Source organism: Streptomyces sp. CAU 1734, assembly GCF_039888735.1.
Lineage (GTDB): Bacteria > Actinomycetota > Actinomycetes > Streptomycetales > Streptomycetaceae > Streptomyces.
In genome coordinates, this window is sequence record NZ_JBDQQP010000023.1 from 1 (window position 1) to 24,851 (window position 24,851).

Annotated in this window: 22 protein-coding genes and 1 pseudogene; 10 read left to right on the top strand and 13 right to left on the bottom strand. The window is 72.0% G+C overall.

All coding sequences use genetic code 11. The features are described 5' to 3' along the window. A pseudogene (locus AAFN69_RS32065) lies at positions 1-193 on the top strand (2-oxoacid:ferredoxin oxidoreductase subunit beta); the annotation flags it as partial. 232 nt (positions 194-425) lie between these two features. Here the strand turns inward: AAFN69_RS32065 and AAFN69_RS32070 are convergent. The 4 genes from AAFN69_RS32070 to AAFN69_RS32085 form a co-directional block, all read right to left on the bottom strand. Then, positions 426-2,591 carry a bifunctional serine/threonine-protein kinase/ABC transporter substrate-binding protein gene (locus AAFN69_RS32070; RefSeq protein WP_347732415.1) on the bottom strand — a complete coding sequence of 722 codons (2,166 nt, stop codon included), beginning with the start codon at positions 2,589-2,591 and terminating at the stop codon, positions 426-428. 3 nt (positions 2,592-2,594) lie between these two features. Then, positions 2,595-4,796: a bifunctional serine/threonine-protein kinase/ABC transporter substrate-binding protein gene (locus AAFN69_RS32075; protein WP_347732416.1), complete on the bottom strand. Its 2,202-nt coding sequence runs from the start codon at positions 4,794-4,796 to the stop codon at positions 2,595-2,597. Between the two features lie 704 nt (positions 4,797-5,500). Continuing rightward, positions 5,501-6,337, bottom strand: coding sequence for a hypothetical protein (locus AAFN69_RS32080; RefSeq protein ID WP_347732417.1), 837 nt, complete (start codon positions 6,335-6,337; stop codon positions 5,501-5,503). 93 nt (positions 6,338-6,430) lie between these two features. Then, positions 6,431-6,826, bottom strand: a complete 396-nt coding sequence (locus AAFN69_RS32085; protein ID WP_347732418.1) for a helix-turn-helix domain-containing protein — start codon at positions 6,824-6,826, stop codon at positions 6,431-6,433. A 181-nt stretch (positions 6,827-7,007) separates the two neighbouring features. Here AAFN69_RS32085 and AAFN69_RS32090 point away from each other — a divergent pair, with 181 nt between their 5' ends. The 3 genes from AAFN69_RS32090 to AAFN69_RS32100 all read left to right on the top strand — a co-directional run bounded on the left by AAFN69_RS32090 (position 7,008) and on the right by AAFN69_RS32100 (position 10,269). Continuing rightward, entirely contained in the window at positions 7,008-7,868 is an 861-nt protein-coding gene (locus tag AAFN69_RS32090; protein WP_347732419.1) for an SDR family oxidoreductase, read from the top strand. Between the two features lie 289 nt (positions 7,869-8,157). Continuing rightward, positions 8,158-9,192, top strand: coding sequence for an EamA family transporter RarD (gene rarD, locus AAFN69_RS32095; protein ID WP_347732420.1), 1,035 nt, complete (start codon positions 8,158-8,160; stop codon positions 9,190-9,192). 255 nt (positions 9,193-9,447) lie between these two features. After that, positions 9,448-10,269 carry a hypothetical protein gene (locus AAFN69_RS32100; protein ID WP_347732421.1) on the top strand — a complete coding sequence of 274 codons (822 nt, stop codon included), beginning with the start codon at positions 9,448-9,450 and terminating at the stop codon, positions 10,267-10,269. A 63-nt stretch (positions 10,270-10,332) separates the two neighbouring features. Here AAFN69_RS32100 and AAFN69_RS32105 read toward each other — a convergent pair whose 3' ends face one another. Together AAFN69_RS32105 and AAFN69_RS32110 are read right to left on the bottom strand one after the other, a co-directional pair. Beyond that, entirely contained in the window at positions 10,333-10,740 is a 408-nt protein-coding gene (locus tag AAFN69_RS32105; RefSeq protein ID WP_347732422.1) for a DUF6401 family natural product biosynthesis protein, read from the bottom strand. Positions 10,741-10,805: 65 nt separating this feature from the next. After that, complete coding sequence (locus AAFN69_RS32110) at positions 10,806-12,215, bottom strand: MFS transporter (protein WP_347732522.1); 1,410 nt, start codon at positions 12,213-12,215, stop codon at positions 10,806-10,808. A gap of 165 nt (positions 12,216-12,380) precedes the next feature. Between AAFN69_RS32110 and AAFN69_RS32115 the strand changes: the two genes are divergently transcribed. Further along, positions 12,381-12,821 carry a helix-turn-helix domain-containing protein gene (locus AAFN69_RS32115; RefSeq protein ID WP_347732423.1) on the top strand — a complete coding sequence of 147 codons (441 nt, stop codon included), beginning with the start codon at positions 12,381-12,383 and terminating at the stop codon, positions 12,819-12,821. Between the two features lie 157 nt (positions 12,822-12,978). Here the strand turns inward: AAFN69_RS32115 and AAFN69_RS32120 are convergent, their stop codons facing one another. Further along, positions 12,979-13,212 carry a hypothetical protein gene (locus AAFN69_RS32120; protein WP_347732424.1) on the bottom strand — a complete coding sequence of 78 codons (234 nt, stop codon included), beginning with the start codon at positions 13,210-13,212 and terminating at the stop codon, positions 12,979-12,981. Positions 13,213-13,453: 241 nt separating this feature from the next. Between AAFN69_RS32120 and AAFN69_RS32125 the strand changes: the two genes are divergently transcribed. Further along, a complete protein-coding gene (locus tag AAFN69_RS32125; protein WP_347732425.1) occupies positions 13,454-14,284 on the top strand; it encodes a Scr1 family TA system antitoxin-like transcriptional regulator in 831 nt (276 codons plus the stop codon). After that, the gene (locus AAFN69_RS32130) at positions 14,281-14,475 is read left to right on the top strand and encodes a DUF397 domain-containing protein (RefSeq protein WP_347732426.1); all 195 of its coding nucleotides are present in this window, start codon (positions 14,281-14,283) and stop codon (positions 14,473-14,475) included. Before AAFN69_RS32125 ends, AAFN69_RS32130 begins: the two co-directional genes overlap by 4 nt. 54 nt (positions 14,476-14,529) lie before the next feature. Here AAFN69_RS32130 and AAFN69_RS32135 read toward each other — a convergent pair whose 3' ends face one another. Then, positions 14,530-14,856, bottom strand: coding sequence for a hypothetical protein (locus AAFN69_RS32135; protein ID WP_347732427.1), 327 nt, complete (start codon positions 14,854-14,856; stop codon positions 14,530-14,532). Next, positions 14,822-15,046, bottom strand: a complete 225-nt coding sequence (locus tag AAFN69_RS32140; RefSeq protein ID WP_347732428.1) for a hypothetical protein — start codon at positions 15,044-15,046, stop codon at positions 14,822-14,824. The genes AAFN69_RS32135 and AAFN69_RS32140 overlap by 35 nt, the downstream gene beginning before the upstream one ends. Positions 15,047-15,241: 195 nt before the next feature. Here AAFN69_RS32140 and AAFN69_RS32145 point away from each other — a divergent pair, with 195 nt between their 5' ends. Together AAFN69_RS32145 and AAFN69_RS32150 are read left to right on the top strand one after the other, a co-directional pair. Further along, positions 15,242-15,691: a VOC family protein gene (locus tag AAFN69_RS32145; protein WP_347732429.1), complete on the top strand. Its 450-nt coding sequence runs from the start codon at positions 15,242-15,244 to the stop codon at positions 15,689-15,691. A gap of 373 nt (positions 15,692-16,064) precedes the next feature. Next, the gene (locus tag AAFN69_RS32150) at positions 16,065-17,414 is read left to right on the top strand and encodes a M28 family metallopeptidase (RefSeq protein ID WP_347732430.1); all 1,350 of its coding nucleotides are present in this window, start codon (positions 16,065-16,067) and stop codon (positions 17,412-17,414) included. A 284-nt stretch (positions 17,415-17,698) separates the two neighbouring features. Here AAFN69_RS32150 and AAFN69_RS32155 read toward each other — a convergent pair whose 3' ends face one another. The 4 genes from AAFN69_RS32155 to AAFN69_RS32170 form a co-directional block, all read right to left on the bottom strand. After that, positions 17,699-18,517: an ABC transporter permease gene (locus AAFN69_RS32155; protein WP_347732523.1), complete on the bottom strand. Its 819-nt coding sequence runs from the start codon at positions 18,515-18,517 to the stop codon at positions 17,699-17,701. Positions 18,518-18,620: 103 nt separating this feature from the next. Further along, entirely contained in the window at positions 18,621-19,559 is a 939-nt protein-coding gene (locus AAFN69_RS32160) for an ABC transporter ATP-binding protein (protein WP_347732431.1), read from the bottom strand. Between the two features lie 104 nt (positions 19,560-19,663). Further along, positions 19,664-20,986, bottom strand: a complete 1,323-nt coding sequence (locus tag AAFN69_RS32165; protein ID WP_347732432.1) for a DUF2092 domain-containing protein — start codon at positions 20,984-20,986, stop codon at positions 19,664-19,666. An 888-nt stretch (positions 20,987-21,874) separates the two neighbouring features. Next, the gene (locus AAFN69_RS32170; RefSeq protein WP_347732433.1) at positions 21,875-22,885 is read right to left on the bottom strand and encodes a polyprenyl synthetase family protein; all 1,011 of its coding nucleotides are present in this window, start codon (positions 22,883-22,885) and stop codon (positions 21,875-21,877) included. Positions 22,886-23,530: 645 nt separating this feature from the next. Here AAFN69_RS32170 and fahA point away from each other — a divergent pair. Continuing rightward, positions 23,531-24,757, top strand: a complete 1,227-nt coding sequence (gene fahA / locus AAFN69_RS32175) for a fumarylacetoacetase (protein ID WP_347732434.1) — start codon at positions 23,531-23,533, stop codon at positions 24,755-24,757. Positions 24,758-24,851: the final 94 nt, after the last annotated feature.

Below are 24,851 nucleotides of genomic sequence, written 5' to 3' on the forward strand. Positions count from 1 at the left end.
CCACTTCGCCCTCACCCGCCTCGCCGACAACGACACCCTCCACCACACCCCCATCGGCGTCATCCGCAACATCCAACGCCCCGTCTACGACACCCTCATGAACGACCAGCTCCACACCGCCACCCAGCAACAAGGCCCAGGAGACCTCGCCACCCTCCTCGCCGGCAACGACACCTGGACGGTCACGGAGTGATGCCCCCGGCCGCCCGGACCCGGCGGCCACGGAGCAGTTGACGGCACACGTGACAAGTGGCCCGCGCGGTCGGATGACCGCGCGGCGGCCCGGTGCGGTGCCGTGTGGGTACGGAGGGATCGGCGCGGGCGGCCGGAGGGCCGGGCCCGGACCCGGGGCGCTCTCGTAAAGCGGAGGGCGCCCCCGTACGTGAGAACCCGTCGCGCCCCCGGCCGATTCCGGCGCGGCGGAGTCAGAGCTCCCGGTACGAGCCGAGGAAGCGCGGACGGCCCCCCTCCACCCGGTGGACATACATACCGCCCCTGCTCTCGTCGATCAGCTCGGTGCTGTCCCGGAAGACGACGGGCTTCACGATCCCGTCCTCGAACTCCACCGTGCGCAGCCGCTGCGCCAGCCTGGCCCGTCCGATCCTCTCCCCCGGCTCGCTCATCCCCCGCGCGATGAAGTGGACCGCGTCATACGCCTCCGCCGCGTACCGCCCGGCCTCCTCCGTCTTCCACCGCTTCCGGTAGGCGGCCAGGAAGGGGCGTGCGGAGGCCACTTCCGCCGGGTCGATGTACGAGGTGCCGAAGACCCATCCCTCGGCGGCCTTCCCGGCCCGGGCCAGGAACTCCGGTTGCAGTACGGGCTCGGGGGCTCCGCACGGACCGGTGTGGCCCCGCCCGGCCAGGGCCCGGGCGAGCAGCGCGGCGCGGACGGGGCTGCTCCCCGCGTAGACCACACCGCCGGACCCTTTCGTCACGGCGGTACGGGCCGCCGAGGCGAAGTCCTCACTGTCGGCGGGGACCTGGTGGTGGGATATCTCGCCGAGGCCCGGGGGTGCCTCCCGGAGCGATGTGGCGATGTTCCAGGAGAGATCGCCGCCCGCGAGATCCTCGACCACGGTGACCCCTCTGACTCGCCGGCCGGCGAGATAGGCGGTGACACAGGTGAGCAGCACCCGGTCGGCGGGCCGGAGCTCGTAATAGGCGCGGCGGGCCGCGCCCGGCATCGCCATGCCCGCGTCGGCGGAGACCGACACCAGGGGCAGCCCCGCCTTCAGATATATCGCGGCCACCTCGCGAACGGTGTCGCCGGTCACCGGGCCGAGCACCGCGACGACCGGCGCGGCGGATACGTGCGCGGTCGCGGCGAGCCGGGCCCTCGCGCGGTCCCCGGCATCGTCCAGCACCTTCAGCCGGAGGTCGAAGGGGCGGCCGGCGCGGGCGTTGAAGGACTCGACCGCGAGCCTGGCCCCGCGCTCCTGTGCCCGCCCGTCCGCCCCGCGCGGGCCGCTGAGATCGGTCTGGATCCCGATCGTGTGGACCGGGAGGGGCCCGCCCCGGGTCGCCGTGGTGCCCGATCCGTCCGGCTCACGGCGGATCAGCCAGGTTGTGACGGAGCCGGCGGCGACCACGGCGGCGGCCGAACCGAGGGCGAGGAAGCGCCGCCGGGAGGCCGCCGCGCCGGCGGGCGCCGGGCTCACCAGCAGGGTGGGCTCGGGGACCGGCAGATCCAGGACGCGGGCGGAGCGCTCGGCGATCAGACCGGGCAGCCCGGCCGGAAGCCAGTCGGTGCCGACGTCCGTGCCCGTGCTCGTGTCCGCACCGGCGGGGCCGCCCAGAGCGGCGCGTATCGCCACGGCGGTGGGGCGGGCCGCCGGGTCCTTGTCCAGACAGGAGCGCACCAGCCCCAGCAGGGCGGGCGGGACACCGTCGAGATCGGGCTCCTCGTGGACGGTGCGGAAGAGGATCGCCGGCACGGTGCCCACGCCGAAGGGCCGCCGCCCGGTGGCCGCGTGGGCCAGCACACAGCCGAGGGAGAAGATGTCACTCGCGGGGCCGACCGCCGCCGCCCCGCCGGCCCGCGCCTGCTCCGGGGAGAGATAGCCCGGCGAACCGATCACGGCACCGGTCGCGGTGAGCGCGGTGGCACCGGCCGTGCGAGCGATACCGAAGTCGATCAGCCGGGGCCCGTCCAGGGCGAGCAGGACATTGCCGGGCTTCACATCCCGGTGGACCAGACCCTCCCGGTGCGCCCCGTCGAGCGCTTCGGCGAGCCGGGCGCCCAGGATCCGGACCGTGTGCTCGGGCAGGGCGCCATGAGCCGCCACGGCCTCCGAGAGGGAGGGGCCGGGGATGAACTCGGTCGCCAGCCAGGGCTCACGGGCCTCCGGGTCGGCGTCCACCACGCGTACCACCCAGTGGCCGGTGACCCGCCGGGCGATCTCCGTCTCACGCCGGAACCGGGCCCGGAAGCCCGGATCGGCGGCGTGCTCGGCGCGGATCACCTTGAGCGCGGCCGGCGCCCCGCCGCCGGTACGGGCGAGATAGACCACGCCCATCCCGCCCGCGCCCAGCCTGCCGAGCAGCCGGAATCCGGCGACAGCGGACGGATCCCCGGTCTTCAGCGGGTCCATGGATCACCCCTTCCAGCGGCCGGGATCTTCGGTCGGCGCGGTACCGATGTAGGTGAAGCGCCCCTGCTTGACGCCGTGGAGATGGGTACGGAGGCCGGTGAGCCCGCCGGCCTTCGGGTCGAAGCGGTAGTAGCCCATGACGCCGTCATAGGTCTTGTCCCGCAGGGCGCCGGCGAGGGTCTCGCGGCTGGGCCGCTTGCCGCCGCCGGCGGCACCGACCACCTCTTCGATCATCATGTTGACGGCGTCGAACGCCTCACCCGCGTAGTAACCGGGCGCGGTGCCGTACTTCTTGCGGTACGCGGCGGCGAACGGCCTGGCCGTGGCGAGCGCGGTGGGATCCCCCACCGGGGCGCCGATCGTCCAGCCCTCGGCGGCCTCGCCCGCCTCCTTCAGGAACTCCGGGTCGAGCGCGTGGCCCCCGGCGAGCATCGGCCCGTCGAACTTCCGCTCCCTGAGGAGCTTCGCGACCTTCGCGGTGGTGCGGGGGCCGCCGCTGTGGAGGAAGGCATCGGCGCGGGCGTCGAGGATCGAGTCGACGACCGGTCCGTAGTCCTCGACGGAGGCGGGGACCACCCGGGGGAGGGTGTGGTGCCCGTAGACGGTCTGCATGAGCTGGTTGAACCTCACCGTGTACTGCCAGGAGTACTCGTCGTCCGTGCGGTCCTGGATGAGTCCGGGGCGGGCCTTCCGCCGCTTCAGCCGGAGGCTGTAGAAGCGCTGGAGCGAGTAGGCGAGCTGGGAGGCGATCTCGGGGTGGGAGGAGATGGTGCGGTTGAAGGCGCGGTTGTCGGCGGCGGTCAGCAGATTGAGCCCGGCGGAGACCGATATCAGCGGCAGCAGCGCCTCTTCGTAGAGGGGGCGGACGGCCTGGGTGGTGTAGTCGCCGGTGGAGCCGAGCACGGCGGTGATGTCGCGGTCCTCGGCCATCTCCCGGGCGACGGCGGTCGCCCGGATGGTGTCGCCCCGGTCGTCGGCGGTGCGCAGTGCGAAGGAGAAGGGCCGGTCCGCGCGGGCGTTGAAGGCGTCGACGGCGAGCCGGGCCCCGCGCTCCTGCTCGGCTCCGACGCGCTTCTGCGGGCCGGTGAGATCGGCCTGGACGCCAATGACCCAGTCGCGCTTGCGGGGTGATCCGGCGGAGCCGCCGCTGCCGCTCAGTCCGGCCCACAGAGCGGCTCCGCCGCCGGCCGCCGCGAGCACCGCCGCGCCGGAGAGCAGAAGGACCCGCCGTCGGCCGGCGCCGGTGGCGGCGGGCCCCGGCTTCCCGCCCCGGGTGAGGTCGATGTCGGGGAGGGCCAGCATCCGGGCGGAGCGCTCGGCGATGGTGCGGACGACCTCGGGCGGCAGCCAGTCGGCGCCGCGCGGTTCGTCCTCGGCGAGCCGCTCGGCGACCTGATCGGCGGTGGGCCGGGCGGCCGGGTCCTTGGCGAGGCAGCCGGCCAGCAGCGCGGCCATGTCGCCCTCGATGCCGCGCAGGTCGGGGGCGTCGTGAACGGTGCGGTAGAGCAGGGCGTCCACGGCGCCCCGGCCGAAGGGCAGCCGTCCGGTGACGGTGTACGCCAGCAGGCATCCCAGGGCGAAGACATCGCTGGGCGGCCCGATCTCGGCCCCGCGCGCCTCGGCCTGTTCGGGGGCGAGGAAGCCGGGAGTGCCGACGACCATGTCGGTGGAGGTGAGGGCGGATTCGCCGGTGGTCCGGGCGATTCCGAAGTCGATCAGCCGGGGCCCGTCGACGGCGAGCAGCACATTGCCGGGCTTCACATCCCGGTGGACGAGGCCGGCGGCATGGACGGCGGCCAGGGCGCGGGCGATGGCCACCCCCAGGATCCGTACGCTGCGGACCGGCAGCGGGCCGTGCGCGGCGACCGCCTCGGCGATGGAGGGGCCGGGCACGAAGGCGGTGGCCATCCAGGGCTCGGGTGCCTCCGGATCGGCTCCGGTGACCGGCACCGCCCAGGGGCTGGAGACCCGCCGGGCGGCCTCCACCTCACGGCGGAAGCGGGCCCGGAAGTCGGGGTCGTCGGCCTGACCGGAGAGGGTCACCTTGACGGCGGCCAGCTCACCGGCCTCGGTCCGGCCGAGATAGACCACCCCCATCCCGCCCGCGCCGAGCCTGCCGAGCAGCCGGTATCCGGCGATGGCGGAGGGATCGGAGGGCAGCAGCCGCTGCACCGACCCGGCGGGATCGGGCCCGCGCTCGGGCACCGGCCCCGCGTGAGCGCCGCCGGGCGGTGGCGGTACGGATCCGGCTCCGCCGGGCGGCGGTACTGATCCGGGCGGTACGGGCGCGGGCGCGGGTCCGGATCCGGGTCCGTACGGCGGGGTTACGGATCCGGGCGGTACGGGCCCGGGTACGGATCCGGCGGCACCCGGCAGGGGCCCCGGCGGGCCGGCGGGAACACGGGGCGGCCCGAAGGACCCGAGCGGCGGCCCGAACTCCCCCGGCGGCCGGTCCGCAGCGCCCGACCCCGGGAACGCCACCGGCACCGGCGGCCCGGACTCCCCCGGCGGCACGGCCGCTTCGGCGGATTCACCATCGGCACCCGGCCCGGACTCGGCCCCCGTACCGGACCCGCCGGCCGGCGGCGGTCCGGCGCCGGGCGGTCCGGCGGTCCCGCCCTCCCCCGTACCACCCGGCGGCGAGGGCGGCCCGGACGACACCCCGGGGCCGTCCGCACTCCCCCGGACCCCGGCCGGGCGCACGGCATCCGCCGGCCCCGGCTCCCCCGACGCGCCTGATCCGGCAGGTCCGGTGGGACCCGGCCCGCCCGGGACCCGGACTCCCGGCCCCTCCGGCATCCCCGCCGGCTCGGCGGAAAACGCGGGCCCGGACTCCCCCGGCCCGGTGGATTCGGCGGACCCCGCAGAACCCGGCCCGTCCTCCGGCGTCCCCGCCGGCCGCTCGGCGCTCATTCCGCACCCTCCAGCCGCTTCTCCAGGCGGTTCATCATCCTGGTCATCGCTTCCACCCTGGCGGTGTGGATCTCCTTGGCGGCATGGCCCTCGGCCCCCTTGGTGACGGCCGCCACGGTGACCTGCCCCAGCCGGGACTGGAACCAGCCGTACTCATAGGGCTTGCCGCCGAAGGCGTCGCTCACGAACTCCCCGACCTCGCCTATCGCGTCCTCGGCGACGAGATTGCCCCCGGTGCCGAAGCCGTACCCGATCGACATGAGCCCCCTGATCCGCTCCCCGTCGCGCAGCTTCTGACCGGGGCAGCGCAGCGCCTCCTCCAGCGTGTCGGCCATCTCCCACTCGGCGTCCGCCACTTCGCGGTGGACGGTGACGGTGGCGGCCACCCGGAGCGGGCCCTTGCCCCCGGCGGCGGGCAGTTCGCTGTGGGCGGTGAGGCTGTACAGCACATCGGACGGCGGGGTGCCGCCCTGCCACGCACACGTCTCGTCCAGCACCGGCCAGTACCCCGGCGGGCTCAGGAACGGGGTCCGCCGCACAAAGCCGGGGCCCCACAGGTCGGGCCCGGCGACGACGGCCTCGGCCAGCTCCCGGGCCGCCGCCGGGTCCTTCGGCGCGCGGGCGGGGTCGGGATCGAAATCGAGCCGGGGCGGTGACTCCGACAGCGCCGCCGGTCCGGCCCCCGGACTCCCCACGCCCGGCGGCGCGGAGCCCGTACCCGCAGGACCCGGCCGTCCGGGCGGATCATCCGCCTTCGAGCCGGAGCAGCCGATCAGCAACAGGCCGCCGGCCAGCACGCCACAGACAGCGCGCGACACCCTTCCGTACGCCATGGTTCCCCCGCCACACGTTCCCCCAGTGTTGCCCCGATCGTACGACCCGCCACCGACAATCAGCCCTGGCTTCAAGGTGATTGATCACCACCACTACGGGACGAATGTCCGCCGTGACTCGTCGTACTCCTCGCGCGCGAGCTCCACGGCGGGCAGCCGCCCCTCCGCCCACCGGGCCAGCGCCCACACCTGTTCGGCGGCCTCCCGGCCCAGTGGAGTGAGGGTGTAGTCGACACGCGGCGGGATCACCGGCTTGGCGTCGCGGTGGACGAGGCCGTCGCGTTCCAGCGTCCGGAGTGTCTGGGCGAGCATCTTCTCGCTGACCCCGCCGATGGCCCGGCGCAGTTCGCTGAAGCGGTACGAGCGCTCCAGCAGGGCGGCGAGCACCAGCACACCCCATCGGCTGGTCACATGCTCCAGCACCGCGCGCGAGGCGCACCCGGCCTCATTGACATCGGCCTTCGGGCGGAAGGGCGCGACCCCTGTCACGGCAGCGCTCCGGTGGTCGTCGCCGGTTATCCCGTTGATGGTGCCTCCCGCCGGCCGCGTCTCCGAAGAATTCATGGGCACTTACCCCAACACCAGTACCTTACGTCAAAGTGGGTACTTTCCCTCAGTAAGCGCTCTCCCTAGGCTGGTGCGCACACCCCTACCGAAGCGGAGAAAAGCCATGAGCGTTGTCGTCACCGCGGCCACCGGAGCCCTCGGGCGGCTCGTCATCGAGGAGCTGCTGACCCGGCTGCCCGCCGACCGGATCGCGGCGGTCGTCCGCGACCGGGAGCGGGCCGCGGACCTCGCCGCCCGCGGCATCGAGCTGCGGATCGCCGACTACGGCGACCCGGAGGCGCTGGCCGGCGCCTTCCGCCCCGGCGACCGGGTCCTGCTGATCTCGGGCAATGAGCTGGGCCGGCGGGTGGCCCAGCACACCGCCGTCATCGAGGCCGCGAAGACGGCCGGCGTCGCCCAGCTGGCCTTCACCAGCTTCCACCGCGCGCCGGACGCGGAGTTCCGGCTGGCCGAGGAGTACCGGGTCACCGAGCGGGTGCTGACCGGATCCGGAGTCCCGTACACCATCCTCCGCAACGGCTGGTACACCGAGAACAACACCGACCGGCTCGCCGCCGTACTGGCGCACGACGCCGTGATCGCGAGCGCCGGCGCGGGCCGGATCTCCTCCGCCTCCCGCGCCGACTACGCCGCCGCGGCCGCCGCCGTACTGACCGGGGACGGCCATCTCGGCCGGGCGTACGACCTGACCGGGGAGGTGGCCTGGTCGTACGAGGAGTACGCGGCGGAGCTCTCCCGGCAGTCCGGCCGGACCATCAGCTACCGGAACGTGCCCGCCGAGGCGCATCTCGACGTGCTGACCGGAGCGGGGATGCCGCAGCCGATGGCCGAGATCTTCGTCGATCTGGACGCGAAGGTCGCCCAAGGGGCCATGGCCCACACCACCGGCGATCTGGCCGGGCTGATCGGGCGGGCGCCGACCCCGCTGGCGGAGACGGTCCGGACGGCCCTCGCCACCCACTGACCCGGCGCGGGACCCCGGCTTGGCCACCCACTGACCCGGGCCGGGACCCCGGCCCCGCCATGCGCCGACCCGGGGCGGGATTCGTGCCTCATCACGCTCTGACCCGGTGCGGGACCCCGGACCGCGCGGTGCCGCGGGCGCGGTCCCGTACCGCGCGCCGGCCGGTGCGGGACCCCGGAGCGGCCGACCGTCCGACCGGTCATGACCGTATGCCGATACGGGCATGACAGCCCGCCCCGGGTGCGCGTACCTTCGTTCGACGGATGAGCGCTCGGGCCGGGAGGTTTCAGTGAAGTCGAACGACGGCGAACAGCGGGCAGGACTGCTGTACGGGGTCGCCGCCTACGGTCTGTGGGGACTCGTCCCGCTCTTCTGGCCGCTGCTGAAGCCCTCGGGCGCGGTGGAGATCCTGGCTCACCGCATGGTCTGGTCGCTCGCCGTCGTCGGCATCGCCCTGCTCGCGCTGCGCCGCTGGGCGTGGCTGGGCAAGCTGCTGCGCGACCCCCGGAAGCTGGCGCTGATCACCGCCGCCGCCGTGGTGATCTCCGTCAACTGGGGCATCTACATCTGGGCCGTGAACACCGGCCGGGTGGTCGAGGCGTCCCTCGGCTACTTCATCAACCCGCTGGTCACCATCGCGATCGGCGTCCTGCTGCTCAAGGAACGGCTGCGGCCCGCCCAGTGGGCGGCCGTGGCGACGGGCGCCGTCGCGGTGCTGGTGCTGACCATCGGATACGGGCAGCCTCCCTGGATCTCACTCGCCCTGGCCTTCTCGTTCGCGGTCTACGGCCTGGCGAAGAAGAAGGTGAACATCGGCGGCCTGGAGTCGCTGGCGGCCGAAACGGCCGTCCTCTTCCTTCCGGCGCTCGGCTTTCTGCTCTGGCAGGGCTCCCGGGGGAACATCACCTTCGGCACGGAAGGGTTCGGGCATGCCGCGCTGCTCGCCGCGACCGGTCTGGTGACGGCCATACCGCTGGTCGCCTTCGGGGCCGCCGCGATACGGGTGCCGCTCTCCACGCTCGGGCTGCTCCAGTATCTGGCCCCCATGTTCCAGTTCCTGCTGGGGGTGCTCTATTTCAAGGAGGAGATGCCCGCCGAACGCTGGGCGGGCTTCTCCCTGGTCTGGCTGGCGCTGATCTGCCTGACCTGGGACGCGCTGCGGACGGCCCGCCGGACGAGAGCGCGGGCCCTGGCCGCCCTCAAGCTCGTCCCCGACGCCCCGGCGGCCGTCCCGCCCCCGGCGGCGGAGACGGCGGAGGCGCCGGACCGGGTGGCGGTGGCCCGTCAGGGCGCGCCGGCCCTGGACATACCCCCGAAGCAGTGAAGCGCCGGCTCCGGCCGCCCACTTCGGCTGCCCGCCGGAGGGAGCCGGTCCGCGGGACGGCGTACGCGGACCGCTCTGCCGCACGCACACCGCCGGGCCGCCGCGACACTCCCGCCCGGTGCGGCATTCGCCCGATTTACCACTCCATCGGCCCAGCCCACGGGCCGGGCGCAGGCCCCGCCCCCCTGACCGGTGTTACGACCGAAGTCCAGGCCCCGGTCAGCGGGGACCGTCAGCGGACGGAGTGAATGCGTCATGTCACAGCCCCTCGCCCTCTCAGTGGACTTCGGTCAGGGCCTCACTGACGCGTGGTCCGCGGTGGCCCGGTTCATCCCGAGGCTCATCGCCTGTCTGGCCATCCTGATCATCGGCTGGTTCATCGCGAAGCTGATAGCCAAGGTGGTGGACCGGCTGCTGCGCCGGATCGGTTCGGAGAAGCTCGCCGAGCGGAGCGGGGCGGCCGACGCGCTGCGGGACTCCAAGTACGACGCGACCGGCATTCTCACCAAGGTCATCTACTACGGTCTGCTGCTGATCGTCCTTCAACTGGCCTTCAGCGCCTTCGGGCCCAATCCGATCAGCAGCATGATCAACGCGGTGGTGGCCTGGCTGCCCAAGGCCATCGTGGCGCTGGTGATCATCGTGGTGGCGATGGCCATCGCCCGCGCGGTCCGGGACATCGTGCTCGGGGCGCTGGGCGGGGTCTCGTACGGCAAGGTCGTGGCGACCGCGGCCTGGGCGTTCATCGTCGCGCTCGGTGTGATCGCGGCGCTGGGACAGGCGGGGATCGCGACCGCGATCACCGGACCGCTGCTGACCGCCGTGCTCGCCACGGTCGCGGGTGTGATCATCGTGGGCGCGGGCGGCGGGCTCATCGGCCCGATGCGCCAGCGCTGGGAGCGGTGGCTGTCCCGGGCGGAGGAGGAGTCGGCGGTGGCGCGGGAGAGCATCAGCACCTATCAGCGCGGCCGGGCGGACGCGCAGGCCGGGCAGCCGGCGCCGGGCGCGCGGACGGCGGCGGACCCGACGCGGCGGCGGCCGGGCACGGACGGGCCGGAGCACATCGACCCGATGTGAGGCCGTACACGGCACCGGGTGCGGGACGGCGACGGTCCCGCACCCGGTGCCGTGTGCGCGTCCTCAGGTCAGCAGATCGTGTTCGCGGATCAGCCAGCAGACCGCGGTCAGCCGCAGGCTGGCGAAGTCGTACCCGACCGGCTCGGTCCACCCCGTCTCGTCCAGCCAGTCCGTGAAGCCGAGGACATAGTCCGCCAGATCCTCCCGCCGTACGGGTGGGGGTACGGGAGCGAGTACGGGCTCGGCCGCCCGCGCCGCCGCACGGTGCCGGGACGTCCGGCCGGGCTCGCCCCGCCGGGGTTCCGGAAGCAGCGCGTCCCGGACCGCCGCCGCATGCTGGTCGACGGCGGCGACCAGCCCGGGATCGAAGGAGAACTCCGAGAGCCGGGACATGTACGTCACCACCACACCCGGCAGCGGGCAGCCGGCGGCCGGTCCGTCTCCCGGTCCCTCCATGGGCGATATGTCCATCGTCCCAAGGTAAGCGCGGCGGAGCCGCCCGCCGGCGTGAGCTTGGTCGCACTCGGACCGGCCGGTCAGCGCGCGCCGGCCCCGGCCGGGGCGCCACCCGGCTCGGCCGTGCGCACCACCCGCCCCGGCTGCCCGCCGCGTACCCCCGGCAGGGAGACCGCCACCCCCAGCAGCGCCATCACCACGGGCACCACCAGCGCCGCCCGGAAGGCGTCCATTCCTGTTCCGGCCAGGCCGTGCACCGCCGTGACGGCGGCGATGCCCACCGCCGCGCCGAACTGTGTGGCCGTCTGGAGCAGACCGCCCGCCAGGCCCTGTTCCTCCGCCGCGACCCCGTCGGTCGCCGCGATGGTCAGCGGTCCGTACGCCAGGGCGAAGGCGATCCCGGTCAGCGCGAGGGTCGGCACCATCGCCGCGTAGGTCCAGTCCGGCCCCACCGGCAGGAAGAGCGCATAGCCGAGGGCGGCCAGCGCGAAGCCGCCGAGGATCACTCTCCGATAGCCGAAGCGGTTCACCAGGAGGGGTGTGAGCGTGGGCGCGAGAATCACATCGGCGCCCATCAGCAGCAGGGCGAACGAGGTCTCCAGCGAGGACCAGCCGCGCAGTTCCTGGAGATACAGCGTGATCATGAACTGAAAGCCCATGAAGGACCCCAGGAAGAGCAGTGCCCCGAGATCGGCCCGGACCATGGAGGCGCGGCGCAGAATGCCGAGCCGGACCAGCGGCGTGGCGGAACGGCGCTCGATCACGGTGAAGAGGCAGACCAGGAGCGCGCCGGCGAGGACCGCCGCGAGGGTGATGTCCCAGCGGTGGAGACCGTGTTCGAGGCGGATGATCCCGTACGCGAGAAGCAGCATCGCCCCCGCCGCCGTGATCGCGCCGGGGAGATCGAAGCCGCCCCGGCGCACGGGCGCCGGCTCCCCGGCCGGGAGCAGCCGGATCGCGGCGGCCAGGATCGCCCCGGCGAGCAGTACCGGGGCGAAGAAGACCCAGCGCCAGCCGAACTGGGTGAGCACCCCGCCGATGACCAGCCCGAGCGAGAACCCGCCGGCCCCCGTCCCGGCGAAGATCAGCAGTGCCCTGTTGCGCTGCGGACCCTCCGCGAACGAGGTGGTGATGATCGACATGGAGGCGGGGGTCATGAACGCGGCGGCCAGCCCGGTGACAAAGCGGCTGACGATCAGCATCCACCCCTCGGTGGCGAAGCCGCCGAGAGCGGAGAAGGCGAGGAAGGCGCCGAGCCAGAAGAGGAACATCCGGCGCCGGCCGAGGAGATCGGCCGCACGGCCGCCGAGCAGGGTGAAACCGGCGTATCCGAGGACGTAACCGCTGACCACCCAGGCCGCCGCGCCGGTGGTCAGCGCGAGGTCGGCCCGGATGGCGGGGATGGCCACGGCGAGCATCGCGATGTCGATGCCCTCCAGGAAGATCGCACCGCAGAGAACGAGAAGCAGGGCCCAGGCGCGCCGGGACATCGCCCCGGTGCCGGAAGCGGCGGGGGCGGGCGGATTCGGGGCCGGGGGCAGGGCTGAGGACATGGGCGGGGCTCCGCTGAGAGCAGGGATCGGGGATGGCGGTTACCGAGAGGGTGGCCAGTTCCTTCTTGTAACCGCTTCGATCCTCCGGCAGCATGCCGGTTCATGGAAGAAGGCACTTTGAAGTCACCGAGGCACTGCGCGGTGACCGACTTCGACGACAGCGGGGATCCGGACCCCTTCCAGTGGGACACCCGGAGCGACTGCGAGGTCCGGCAGATCCTCGACCGGGTCGGCGACAAGTGGTCGCTGCTGGTGATCGCGCTGCTCGACAGCCGGGTACTGCGCTTCACGGAGCTGCGGCGGGAGATCGACGGCATCAGCCAGCGCATGCTGACCGTGACCCTGCGGCAGCTTGAGCGGGACGGGCTGGTGAGCCGCACCGTCCACCCGGTCGTCCCGCCCCGGGTGGAGTACGCGCTCACCCCGCTCGGCTGCACCCTGCACCACACCATCCGGGCCCTGGTCACCTGGACCGAGGAACACCAGAGCGAGATCGCGGCGGCACGCGCGGAGTACGACACCCGCACGGCCCCGGACGCCTGACCCGCGAGACCGGGCCACCGATCCGGGCCGCCCGGCCCCGCGCTCTGCCGCCGCCGCGGGGCCGGGCGATCCGTCACCGGCCGGCCGGCCGTGATGGTTACCGGCCCTCGGGATGTCCCCGACCGGTGACGGAATCCGTGCTGCCGATGAAGGCGGGTCACCCCCAGGGGACCCCGGCCCGCTGCCGGCTCTCGGCGTTGACCTCGGCGAGCTCGGCCGAGAGCTGATCGGTGACGGTGGCCGGCCGGACGTCTTCCTTGGGCGCCTCCCACTCACACCCGCCGTGGAGGGGCCGCAGCCAGTACGTCGACTCGTACGCGTCCATGACGACACCGACGCGCTGAACACCGGTGTCGTACGCCACCGCGCCAATCCTGAGATCGCCCTTCATGCCGCCCCCACGGTCTCGTGTGCCGGTGCGGCATTCTCCCGGGGCCCGCTCACGCGTCCGGGGCGAACGGGGTTGAGCACGCCGGGGTGCTGGGCGGGCGAGGGGTCCCACCCGGTCCGGGGGTCACTGGACATCGAACACTCCTCTCCGTAGCGCTTCCGCTACCAAGGGGAGTCAGCGTGGCTTAGAGTCGAGCTGTCTTCAACTGGTGTTATGCGAAGGAAGAGTTGAGGGGCTTGCGTTGAACCGGAAAGAACTGGACCCGCAGTCTTCGGCGTCGGCAGCGTTCGGGGAGCATCTTCGCAGGACTCGGGATGAACGCGGCTGGACCCAGGATGATTTGGCGGAACACACCGGGTACTCCGGAACGCATATTTCTGCCGTCGAAACCGATCGTAAGCCCCCGACTCTTCGCTTCGCGAACAGAGTCGACAAGGCATTCGGGACCGGTGAGAAGTTCGAGCGCATGTGCCGGTCCGTGCGAAACGCGGCCCTGCTGGAGGGGTTTCCGGAGTTCGTCGGACACGAGATGCGCGCGGCGGAGATCAGACTCTTCGAGCTGGGCATCATTCCGGGATTGCTGCAAACCGCCGGCTACGCCGCCGCGATCACGATGGGCGCCGTGCGCCGGGGAGCGATCACGGAACAGCAGGCAGAGGAACGGCTGGCTCTCCTCGCGGATCGACAGGCGGCCATAGCCCGGACTCCCACACCGCTGATCTACGCCGTGCTCGACGAGAGCTGCATCCGGCGACGGGTGGGCGGGGCCGGAGTCATGGCCGCCCAACTGGATCAGCTCGCCGCGTTCGCCGAACTGCCGAACACCGTGTTCCAGGTGGCACCCTACGATCTCGGCGAACGACGGGCGTTCGATCTGCCGGTGACGCTGGTGATACTGCCCGACAGGACCCATGTCGCGTATTCCGAATCCGCGCAACAGGGGCGCCTGGAACGGGACATCGACTTCGTACAGCCCCTGCTCACCGCCTACCATCAACTACAGGCTGAAGCGCTCTCACAGGCAGCTTCCGTGGCCATGGTCCAAGATGCCTTGAAAGGGAACTCACCGTGACCGAACCCCGCTGGTTCAAGTCATCCCACAGCAGCAACGGCGGCCAGTGCGTCGAGGTCGCGGCCAACCTCGCCGGCACGCTCGGCATAGTCCCCCTCCGCGACAGCAAGGTCAGCGACGGCCCGGTCCTCGCGCTCTCCCCCACGGCCTTCGCCGGGCTGGTCGCACTCGCCCGTTCCGCTGAGCTCTAGAACCGCACGACCCGGTCCCCGCCGCTTACCGTCCTCCGGAGCGGCGGGGCTCTTTCATGTCAGTGGAGGCGCGGGAACCACGGCCGGTGTCGCCATCCCGTTGTGCTCCAGGGCGAGTGGATCGAGCTCGACACTCCGGATCAGCACACCGGGGAACTCCTCGAAGAAGCCGAGCGCTTCCGCGACGGCATCGGTCAGCGCCTCGGCCTCGAAGGAGCACATGAACTCTGCCGTTTCCGGCCCCTCGATCAGGCCGATACGACCGTCGTTGAATCGGTCGAGTCCCGCCAGGGTGTCGGACTGCTCCTCGGTCAGCGCGTCCGCCAGATGCAGGGTGAAGTGCCACTTACGCGCAGTCGCGGTGGTTCCGAGTGAAGGCATCGATCTTGTTCGCCTCGTCTCCTGTGTTCTGAGGGGTGCAGTGAACGGTATAGCGCTTGCTGCAAGGGCAGCACAGCACAAAACCCCAGTTGTGCCTGTTCTTCGCGTGCGTCACCTTGAGGCCGGCCGCTTCCGCCCGCTTGAGCGCCGCCTCGATGTCCTTCTTCTGATGCCGGTCCCCGATTCCCATGCCACCACGTTCCACGCGCCGACGACGTGACGTGTGCCGAGCGGGAGTCGATCACCCCATCGAGCTACCGTCCCGTCAGAACCGTGAGACCGGCGGAACACGGGATGGACCCTCACAAATCGCACTGAATGGCGAAATGACGACACGACTCGCACACGCATCCGGGTGTCAGTGGTCGCCCCTATAACTGATCACATGACCCTGCACTGGAAACTCACCATCGACGCCGCCGACCCCGTCGCCCAGGCCGACTTCTGGGCCGAAGCCCTCGGGTACGAGGTGGAGGACCACAGCGCGCTCATCGAACGGCTCCGGGAGCACGGGCAGTTGCCCGAGGGCTCGACCATCCGGGCGCACGGCCGGGACGCTTGGCGGGAATTCGCCGCCGTCCGGCATCCGGACGATCCGTTCAACGAGGAGACGGGCGTCGGTACGGGCCGCCGGCTGCTGTTCCAGCGGGTGCCGGAGGCCAAGACGGTGAAGAACCGGCTCCACATCGATGTGCATGCGGGGCCGGAGCGGCGCGAGGCCGAAGTCGCGCGGCTGACCGGGCTCGGGGCCACGGTCCTGTACGAGCAGAACCAGTACGGGGGGAGCTGGACGACCATGGCCGACCCGGAAGGAAATGAGTACTGCGTGGAGTGAGCCGGAGCGGGCCGCACACCAAGGAAGCGGAATACCGGTGAGTTCGACGCGTTCTGGGGCTCGGCGGTCATTTCCCGACCGATCGAGTCCTATATGCGAACGTAACTGACCGGTTTCCGCCCTTGACGGTATGACGAACTCTCGCTGAACTCTCAGGGCGCACAACACGCCACTCAGTGCACCCGCCCCACCACCGCACGCCCCGCACGCGACACCCCGTGCCATGGAGCGGGGCCGGAGACACCGGACGCCACCGCCCCACCCCACCCGGCGGCCGGCCGATCAGCGCCACTGCTCCAGCGCCCCGGAAACCGCCACTCCGGGGCGTCCCGCACGTTCCGTCCTGTCCCCGTACGGAATCCGGAGCCCCCAGATGAAGCTCTCCTTCTCCAGACGCACGGCCGCGGCGGCCGGAATAGCCCTGGCCGGGCTGCTCGCCACCGCGATACCGGCGGCGGGTGCGGCCACGGCGGCACCCGCCGGCACCCCGGCCAAGACGGCGACCAGCACCGCACAGGCACTCGCCGCCCCTGACATACCGCTGGCCAATGTCAAAGCCCATCTGACGCAGTTCCAGTCGATCGCCACCGCCAACGGCGGCAACCGCGCCCACGGCCGCCCCGGCTACCGCGCCTCCATCGACTATGTGAAGGCCAAGCTGGACGCGGCCGGATTCACCACCACGGTCCAGCAGTTCACCACCAGCGGCGCCGTCGGCTACAACCTGATCGCCGACTGGCCGGGCGGTGACCCGAACCAGGTGCTGATGGCGGGCGCCCATCTCGACTCGGTCGCCTCGGGCGCCGGGATCAATGACAACGGCTCGGGCTCCGCCGGTGTCCTGGAGACCGCGCTCGCCGTCTCCCGCGCCCAGCTCCAGCCGGCCAAGCATCTGCGATTCGCCTGGTGGGGCGCGGAGGAGCTCGGCCTGATCGGCTCGCGCCACTACGTCACCCAGCTTCCCGCCGCCGAGCGTTCGAAGATCTCGGGATATCTGAACTTCGACATGATCGGCTCGCCCAACCCCGGCTACTTCGTCTACGACGACGATCCGCAACTGGAGAGCGTGCTCAAGAACTACTTCACCGGCCTCGGCGTCCCCACCGAGATCGAGACCGAGGGCGACGGCCGCTCCGACCACGCGTCCTTCAAGAATGTGGGAATCAAGGTCGGCGGGCTCTTCACCGGCGCGGGCCGGGTGAAGACCGCGGCACAGGCCCAGAAGTGGGGCGGCACCTCCGGTCAGGCATTCGACCGCTGCTACCACTCGTCGTGCGACACCACGGCGAACATCAACGACACCGCGCTGGACCGCAACAGCGACGCCATCGCCCACTCCATCTGGACACTGGCGACCGGCCCGGTCGTGCCGCCCGGTGATGTGTACGAGAACCTCGCCGACGTGGCCATCCCGGACAACGGCGCCGCCGTGACCTCCACGGTGACCGTCGCGGGCCGGACCGGCAACGCCCCCGCCGCGCTCGCCGTCGGAGTGGACGTCAAGCACACCTGGCGCGGTGATGTGGTGATCGATCTGCTGGCCCCGGACGGGACCGCCTACCGGCTGAAGAACTCCAGCACCAATGACTCGGCCGACAATGTCATCACCACCTTCACGGTGAACGCCTCCGCCGAGGCGGCGAACGGTGCCTGGAAGCTCCGGGTCCAGGACGTGGCCGCCCAGGACACCGGCTACATCGACAGCTGGAAGCTCACCTTCTGACAGCGGTGAGCCGGTAGTAGCGGTGGGCCGGTGAGAGCGGTGGACTCCGTGACACCGGCGCTACCGCCGGCACTCCGAATCCGGCGGATGTCCCCCGCCCCAGCCCCCACGGGATCCGCCCGCACGGCAGCCGGCCGTACGGGCGGGACCGCGACCGGCCCCGGCCAACGGCCCACGCATCCCGCGGCCGAACGGACCGCCACCCCCCACCGGCTCCATGCGTGTGCGTCCCGCACACGCATGGAGTCATGTCCGGACGCCGCTGGCCGAGGGCCCCGCCGTGGTCAGCTGCTGATGTCCTTGGCCGTGAACCGCGCCCAGGCAGCCGAGCCGAAGACCGCCGCGTACACCGCCTGGAGTCCGAGGTTCTTCACCACCTCGTCCCAGTACAGCGGATCCCGCAGCAGATCCGAGAAGGACATCCAGTAGTGCGGGAAGAGATAGGGATGGACCGCGTCGAGCTGCGGTATCGATCCCAGGATCTGCACGGTGATCAGCAGTCCCACCGTGGTCGCCATCGCCGCGACACCGCTGCCGGTGAGGGTGGAGACAAAGAGACCCAGCGCCGCCAGCCCGGCCAGTGAGGCCGCGACCACGATCGCGACCAGCCCGGCGCGCAGCAGCCCCTCCCCGAAGCCGATCGTGGTGCCGGAGATGGTGGTGACCTCCCCGAGCGGGAAGAGCAGCGCTCCCACGGCGAGCGCGGAGACCGCCACCACCAGGGTGGCTATCAGGCAGAACGCCAGCGTGGTGGCGTACTTGGCCAGCAGCAGCCTGGTCCGCCCGGCCGGGGCCACCAGCAGATAGCGCAGGGTGCCCGCGTTCGCCTCGCCCGCGATGGAATCCCCGGCGATGACACCGACCGCCATCGGGAGGAAGACGGGCAGGGTCGCGGCGAGCGCGGCGAAGACCAGGAAGACCCCGTTGTTGGTGATCTGACTGATGAAGGCGGGCCCCTCACCGCCCCCGCCCCCGCCGCCCCCGTCATCGCCGAGGGATCCGCCGCCGCCGGTCTCGATCCGCACGGCGATGCCGATCAGTACGGGAACAGCCGCCAGCACCCCCAGCAGGGCGAGGGTCCGCCAGCGGCGCAGCGTGATCATCAGCTCGGACCGGAAGAGCCCCGCACCCGACCACGCGCGCCGCGCCGGATAATCCGCCGGACCGGCCGGACGCGCCTGTTCCGCCGACCCCGCGTCGACCGCTTCAGCCCGCGACATCGAAACCCTCCCCCGTCAGTGCCACGAAAGCGTCCTCCAGTGAGGCCCGCTCGATCCCGAACGCCCTCACCCGTACCCCGCCCCCGACCAGCGCGGCATTGAGGTCGGCCGGATCGGTCCCCTCCCCCGGAGGGTCGGCGGTGACCCGGTCGTCCGCGATCTCCACCCCGGTGAGGCCCAGTTCCTTGAGGAGCCGCGCCGCGTCACCGGTGTCCGGAGTGAGCACGGAGAGCCTGCCCCGGGCCCCGGCCGCCAGCTCGGCCACCGGCCCCTGGGTGATCAGCCGCCCCTGGGCCATCACCGCCGCGTGGGTGCAGACCTGCTCGATCTCGTCGAGCAGATGGGAGGAGAGGAAAACGGTGGTGCCGTCCGCCGCCAGCTCCCGGATGAGCGAGCGGATCTCCCGCATCCCCTGCGGGTCGAGACCATTGGTCGGCTCGTCCAGCACGAGCAGCCGGCGCGGCTGGAGCAGCGCCGCCGCGAGCCCCAGGCGCTGCTTCATCCCGAGGGAGTACGCCTTGGCCTTCTTGCCCGCCGCCGAGGCCAGGCCCACCCGGTCGAGCGCGGTGCCGATCCGCCGGCCGCGGGTCCGGGGGTCGGCGGTCGGGTCGGCGGAGTCGTACCGCGCGAGATTGTCCCGGCCGCTGAGGAATCCGTACAGCGCGGGCCCCTCGATCAGTGTCCCCACCCGGGGAAGCACGGTACGCGCGGCGCGCGGCATGGGCTCGCCGAGGACGGTGGCACTGCCCGAGGTGGGCTCGATCAGGCCCATCAGCATGCGGATGGTGGTGGTCTTCCCCGATCCATTGGGGCCGAGGAAGCCGAACACGCTGCCGTCGGGGACGGTGAGATCGAGCCCGTCGACAGCGAGCTGCCCTCCCCGGTAGCGCTTGGTGAGGCCACGCGTCTCGATCACAGCCGTCATTGCGGTACCCGTCTCCCTCGGTCAGCAGTCCGCCCCACCGTACGGAGGGTACGGCGGGGCGGACGTCGCTCACAGACCGCCGGGGACCACCCCGGCGGCCGGCGTCAGCGGCCTGCGCTGTCGGCGTTCGCGGCCTTGAGCAGCGCGCCCTTGGTCACCGCACCCGCGTAGACCGTGCCGTCGTCCGTCATCAGGGCATTGACGAGGCGGGTCTTGACGATCGTGCCCGAGCCGAAGTCACCGGTGACCCGGTCGCCCAGCATGCCCAGGAGGTCCCCCGCCTCGGCGGGTATGTCGGCTTCCTTCTCCGCTCCCGGAGCCGCGTCGGAGGAGCCGCCGAACTTGGCGATGGACGTCCAGCCCTCGCCGATGACCTCCGCGCCCTCGGGGAAGGCACCGAGGCCGAGGGGGCCCCCGCCGGCCTCCGCGTTGACGGCCTTGCCCTCGCCCAGGAGCTTCTCCAGCTCCGCCTCCTGGTCCTTCGACAGCCCCTTGCCGGTGTCGGCCGAGAGGTCGCCCAGCTCCTTCTCCAGCTCGTCCGCCTCGGTGACCTTCGCACCCTTCGGCGGCTTGAAGTCGAAGACCGAGGCGTCGGGCGCGGAGAAGTCGACCTTGGTGAAGCCGATCTCGACAACGGCCTTGCCGCCGCTGCTCGAATTGACCGAGAGCCTCAGGGGCGTACCGGTCTTCGAGTCCACCGCGATCTTGACGGAGCCGATCGTGGAACCGCTCTGCTTGGGCTTGATCACCAGCTGGTACGCGTCCCGGCCGGCCACCTGGGCGGTGCCGTCGACCGAGACCGAGGTGGTGTCGCCGACCGCCTTCAGGGCCTCGGCCGCGAAGTCCTTGGGCAGGGTGGGCAGATCCTCCGCACCGTGCGGCGCCTTCTTCCCGCCCTTCCCGCCGCCGGGCTCGCCCTCGCCGTGGAAGACGGTGTTGGCCGCGCTGTCGTACGCCCAGACCTCGCCCTTGTTCTGGATCAGGCTGTACTCGGAGCTGTTCCCCAGGATCGAGACCTTCTGCCGGTCGGGGCCGTCGACCGCGACACGCAGCGTGTGCGAGCCGGTCGCCAGCTCCATCAGCTTCTCCTGGGGCGCGGCCGCGGAGCTCTTGCCGCCGTCGCTGCCGGGGCCCGGGGTGAAGTTGTCCGCGAGACCGGCGAAGTCGGGAAGGCCCAGGTCCGTACTGATCTTCACGGTGCCGGAGAGCCGCTCGGTGTCGGACGCGGCGATCTTCTCGATGAGTTCCTGCGCACTGATCTCGGGCAGGTCCGGGTCACCGGAGGCCGCGAGGGCCGGGACGAGACCGATGGTCGCCGCCGCGAACCCGGCCACCGCGACCGGGACGAGGTAACGCGCCGCCTTGCGGCGGCCCGCCGAGACATCCCTGGACTCGTCGGTGGAGTGAGCGCTGTCGTTCGGTGCCATGGTGTGGCCTACCTCCGTGGTCGGTCAGAGAGCGGTGCGGTGCTGCTCGTAAGCCTCTGCTGAAAGCCTTCACTGCCGGGCTCGGGCCCATGCCGGCGGTGTCACCGGAAACCGTGTGCCGCGACGCTCAAGAACTCTTCGCTCAGGAGTCGTGCGCTCCGGTTCCCGTTCCGCCGGCGAGCCGTGTGCCTCGGGAGTGCTGATACCCATCTGACCAAATCAGCCGCCCGCGAGCGTCAACCCCCGGGCGCAACTTGGCGTACTGCTGAGGGATGACGAATCAACGCGTCACCTCCTCCGTCCAGTAGGGGAGACGTCATGGCGACGGCAGGGGTTTCGCCGCGAACCGCCGTTCAGTGGATGACCTCCGCCGGATGAGGCCATGGTCCGCTCCAAGGGCGAATCCGACAACCTTCCCCTTGGCACGGCTGCCGGAGTGGGCCGCTCCGCCCAGTGCGGCGGGCCGCCCGGCCCACCCGTCCGCCCGATTGCGTGGCCCTGAGGTCCGGCTCGGGGACACCGCCGCCGGGCCACCTCGACCACATGACCTGTGTCACACCGCCCGGTTGGTGCGATGCGCCCGTCTCGTGACACCGGAGACACGAGACGGTGCGCGGATCGGTTCAACGGCGGGCGGGAGTCTCCTCGACGCGGTGCGGACGCTCCGGGCCGGGCGCGATCCCGCCGCGTACACCGGCCGGCCGTGCGGCGGGTGCGCGGGGTACGTCTGCCCGGCCGAACCCGGCCCGGCTCCGGAACACTCGGCTCCGGAAACCCGGACGACGGACACCCGGAGGACGAAGTCCGGACGAGCGGACCGGCCAGGCGCACGGACCGGACGGACCGGCCAGGCGCACGAAGCGGACCGGCATCCGGACGGCGGAACCATCAGCCCGCGCGGTGCACCACGGCGTCGCACAGCTCCTCCAGAGCCGCCTTCGCCCAGCACTGCGGCAGCGGCGCGAGCATCGCCCGCGCCTCCTCCGCGTACCGCACGGTGTCCCGGCGGGCCAGCTCCAGCGCGGGGTGCACCCGCAGCCGCCGCAGCACCTCGCCGTGGCGGGCGTCGTCCGTGAGGTCGCCGTCCAGGAGCTCGACCAGCTCCAGATCGGCCGCCTCGCCCTGCGCCTCGGCCTGGGCGCGCAGATGCAGCACGGGCAGGGTGGCGATGCCCTCGCGCAGATCGGTGCCGGGCGTCTTGCCGGACTCGTGCGAGTCGCTGGCGATGTCGAGTACGTCGTCGGCGAGCTGGAAGGCGACGCCGAGCCGCTCCCCGTACTGGGTGAGGATGTCGATGACCGACTCGTCCGCGCCGGACATCATCGCGCCGAACCGGCCGGCGACCGCGACCAGGGAGCCGGTCTTGCCCGCGATCACGTCGAGATAGTGCTCGACCGGGTCGCGGCCGTCGCGCGGTCCCGCCGTCTCCAGGATCTGGCCGGTGACCAGCCGCTCGAACGCCTCGGCCTGGATGCGGACGGCCTCCGGGCCGAGGTCGGCCAGTATGTGGGAGGCCCTGGCGAAGAGGAAGTCGCCGGTCAGCACGGCCACCGAATTGCCCCAGCGGGTGTTGGCGCTCTCCACCCCGCGCCGGACATCGGCCTCGTCCATCACATCGTCGTGGTACAGCGTCGCCAGATGGGTCAGCTCGACCACCACGGCGGAGGGCACCAGGTCAGGGGCGTGGGGATCACCGAACTGGGCCGCGAGCATCACCAGCAGCGGCCGGAAGCGCTTGCCCCCGGCCCGTACGAGGTGCTGTGCCGCCTCCATGATGAAGGGCACCTCGCTCTTGGTGGCATCGAGCAAGCCCGCCTCCACAGCGGACAGTCCGTTCTGGACATCGGCTTCAAGAGCCTGGTCCCGCACGCTCAGCCCGAACTGCCCGACGACGGTCACGAGGGGGTCTCCTGTCTGCTGATAATCACACGGATTGTCGATGTGTCGGTGGATTCACTCAAGTCAGCGTATCCGGTCGCGTTTCGATCACCGTGAGCGCCTTCCCGCCGTCGCCGGTATGTTCGCCATCAGCTCATATGGCCGGAGGCGGGCCTCCGGCCGGCAGCGGTGCCGGCCCCCGGAGCCGGGCCGCAATCGGACTCCCGCCCTCCGTGAGGATCACCGCAGAGCACTTCGCGCACTTCCTCCACGAGGTGGCCCGGTGAGCCCTCCCCGCACCTTCCCGGAGCATCCTCCGCGCGCTCGCGGGAAAGTTCTCCGCACACCTCCCCGGAAGATCGTGGACGTACCGCCGGAGCGTCCCCGGCGAATATTCGCCGGAAAGGCTGACGGCGCACCGCCCGGCCCGGCTGCCCGCGCACCCCTGCGGATACCCGGCCCGCGGGCGCCCATGCCGGACCGGGCCGGCCACGCGCGAGTGTGTCCGGTTCCGGGCCCCGGGGGCCCGCCCCGGGACGCCCGGGGCCGCTCCGGGGACACCGCTCCCGGCCCCGCTCCGGGACCCCCGCGATGATCGTCCTCTGCCGGACGGGGGTGTCCCCGACGTAACGTGTCCTCACACCGTGGAAAGCGAGGCAGGCACCGATGTCCGAGCAGAGCCCGCTCGATCTGGCCGAGGGCGATCCCTTCGGTCCGCACAACCTCCCGTACGGAGTCTTCACCCCCGCCGGCGAGCCCGAACGCCCCCGACTCGGCGTCCGTATCGGAAACCATGTGCTCGACGCCGGAGCGGCCGCACACGCCCTGGGCTCGCCCTACGCCGTCCTGCTGGACCGCCCGAGCCTCAACCCGCTGATGGCGGCGGGCCGCACGGCCTGGCGCGATGTCCGGCGCGCGCTCACCGCCTGGGTGACGGTGCCCGCCCACCGCGCCATCACGGAGGCGCTGCTCCACCCGCTGGAGTCGGTCACCCTCCATCTTCCGTACGAGGTCGCCGACTATGTCGACTTCTACGCGAGCGAGCACCACGCCACCAATGTCGGCCGGATCTTCCGCCCCGACGGCGAGGCGCTGACCCCGAACTGGAAGCACCTCCCGATCGGCTACCACGGGCGCTCCGGCACGGTCGTCGTCTCCGGCACCGATGTCGTGCGCCCCCGGGGGCAGCGCAAGGCCCCGTCCGACGCGGCCCCCGTCTTCGGCCCCTCGGTGAAGCTCGACATCGAGGCCGAGGTCGGCTTCGTCGTCGGCGCCCCCTCCGATCAGGGGCACCCGGTGGAGCTCGCGGACTTCCGCGACCATGTCTTCGGCCTCTGCCTTCTCAACGACTGGTCGGCACGGGACATCCAGGCCTGGGAGTACGTCCCGCTGGGCCCCTTCCTGGGGAAGTCCTTCGCCACCTCCGTATCGGCCTGGGTGACCCCCCTGGAGGCCCTGGAGGCGGCCCGTACCGACCCGCCCGCGCGGGACAGGGAGCTGCTGCCCTACCTGGACGACTCCGCCGAGGAGGAGAAGGGCGGCTTCGATCTGCGGATCACGGTCGCCGTCAACGGCCGGGTGATCGCCGAGCCGCCGTTCGCCGGCATGTACTGGACGGCCGCGCAGCAACTGGCCCATATGACGGTCAACGGCGCCTCCCTGCGCACCGGTGATCTCTACGGCTCCGGCACCGTCAGCGGCCCCGAGGTCCACCAGCGCGGTTCCCTGCTCGAACTGACCTGGAACGGCCGCGACCCCTTCGAGGTCCCCGACGGCGAGCGCACCTTCCTGGAGGACGGGGACACGGTGACCCTCACCGCCTGGGCCCCCGGCCCCGACGGCACCCGTGTCGGCCTCGGCGAGGTCACCGGCCGGATCGTTCCCTCTCCCTGACCCGGGCCCGCCCCGGCCGCCCCGCACCGTCAACGACACGCCCCCTCGGTCATCTGTTCGCGGGGGCGTGTCGCGATTCCCGCCGATACGCCGG

Bases quoted from the DNA above. Each gene is read 5' to 3' on its own strand.
- AAFN69_RS32160 (WP_347732431.1), bottom strand. From the start codon at position 19,559: ATGACGGCTGTGATCGAGACGCGTGGCCTCACCAAGCGCTACCGGGGA.
- AAFN69_RS32145 (WP_347732429.1), top strand. From the start codon at position 15,242: ATGACCCTGCACTGGAAACTCACCATCGACGCCGCCGACCCCGTCGCC.
- AAFN69_RS32070 (WP_347732415.1), bottom strand. From the start codon at position 2,591: ATGGACCCGCTGAAGACCGGGGATCCGTCCGCTGTCGCCGGATTCCGG.
- AAFN69_RS32135 (WP_347732427.1), bottom strand. From the start codon at position 14,856: ATGCCTTCACTCGGAACCACCGCGACTGCGCGTAAGTGGCACTTCACC.
- AAFN69_RS32105 (WP_347732422.1), bottom strand. From the start codon at position 10,740: ATGGACATATCGCCCATGGAGGGACCGGGAGACGGACCGGCCGCCGGC.
- AAFN69_RS32110 (WP_347732522.1), bottom strand. From the start codon at position 12,215: ATGTCCCGGCGCGCCTGGGCCCTGCTTCTCGTTCTCTGCGGTGCGATC.
- AAFN69_RS32100 (WP_347732421.1), top strand. From the start codon at position 9,448: ATGTCACAGCCCCTCGCCCTCTCAGTGGACTTCGGTCAGGGCCTCACT.
- AAFN69_RS32155 (WP_347732523.1), bottom strand. From the start codon at position 18,517: ATGATCACGCTGCGCCGCTGGCGGACCCTCGCCCTGCTGGGGGTGCTG.
- AAFN69_RS32165 (WP_347732432.1), bottom strand. From the start codon at position 20,986: ATGGCACCGAACGACAGCGCTCACTCCACCGACGAGTCCAGGGATGTC.
- AAFN69_RS32090 (WP_347732419.1), top strand. From the start codon at position 7,008: ATGAGCGTTGTCGTCACCGCGGCCACCGGAGCCCTCGGGCGGCTCGTC.
- AAFN69_RS32080 (WP_347732417.1), bottom strand. From the start codon at position 6,337: ATGGCGTACGGAAGGGTGTCGCGCGCTGTCTGTGGCGTGCTGGCCGGC.
- AAFN69_RS32150 (WP_347732430.1), top strand. From the start codon at position 16,065: ATGAAGCTCTCCTTCTCCAGACGCACGGCCGCGGCGGCCGGAATAGCC.
- AAFN69_RS32115 (WP_347732423.1), top strand. From the start codon at position 12,381: ATGGAAGAAGGCACTTTGAAGTCACCGAGGCACTGCGCGGTGACCGAC.
- fahA (WP_347732434.1), top strand. From the start codon at position 23,531: ATGTCCGAGCAGAGCCCGCTCGATCTGGCCGAGGGCGATCCCTTCGGT.
- AAFN69_RS32140 (WP_347732428.1), bottom strand. From the start codon at position 15,046: ATGGGAATCGGGGACCGGCATCAGAAGAAGGACATCGAGGCGGCGCTC.
- AAFN69_RS32120 (WP_347732424.1), bottom strand. From the start codon at position 13,212: ATGAAGGGCGATCTCAGGATTGGCGCGGTGGCGTACGACACCGGTGTT.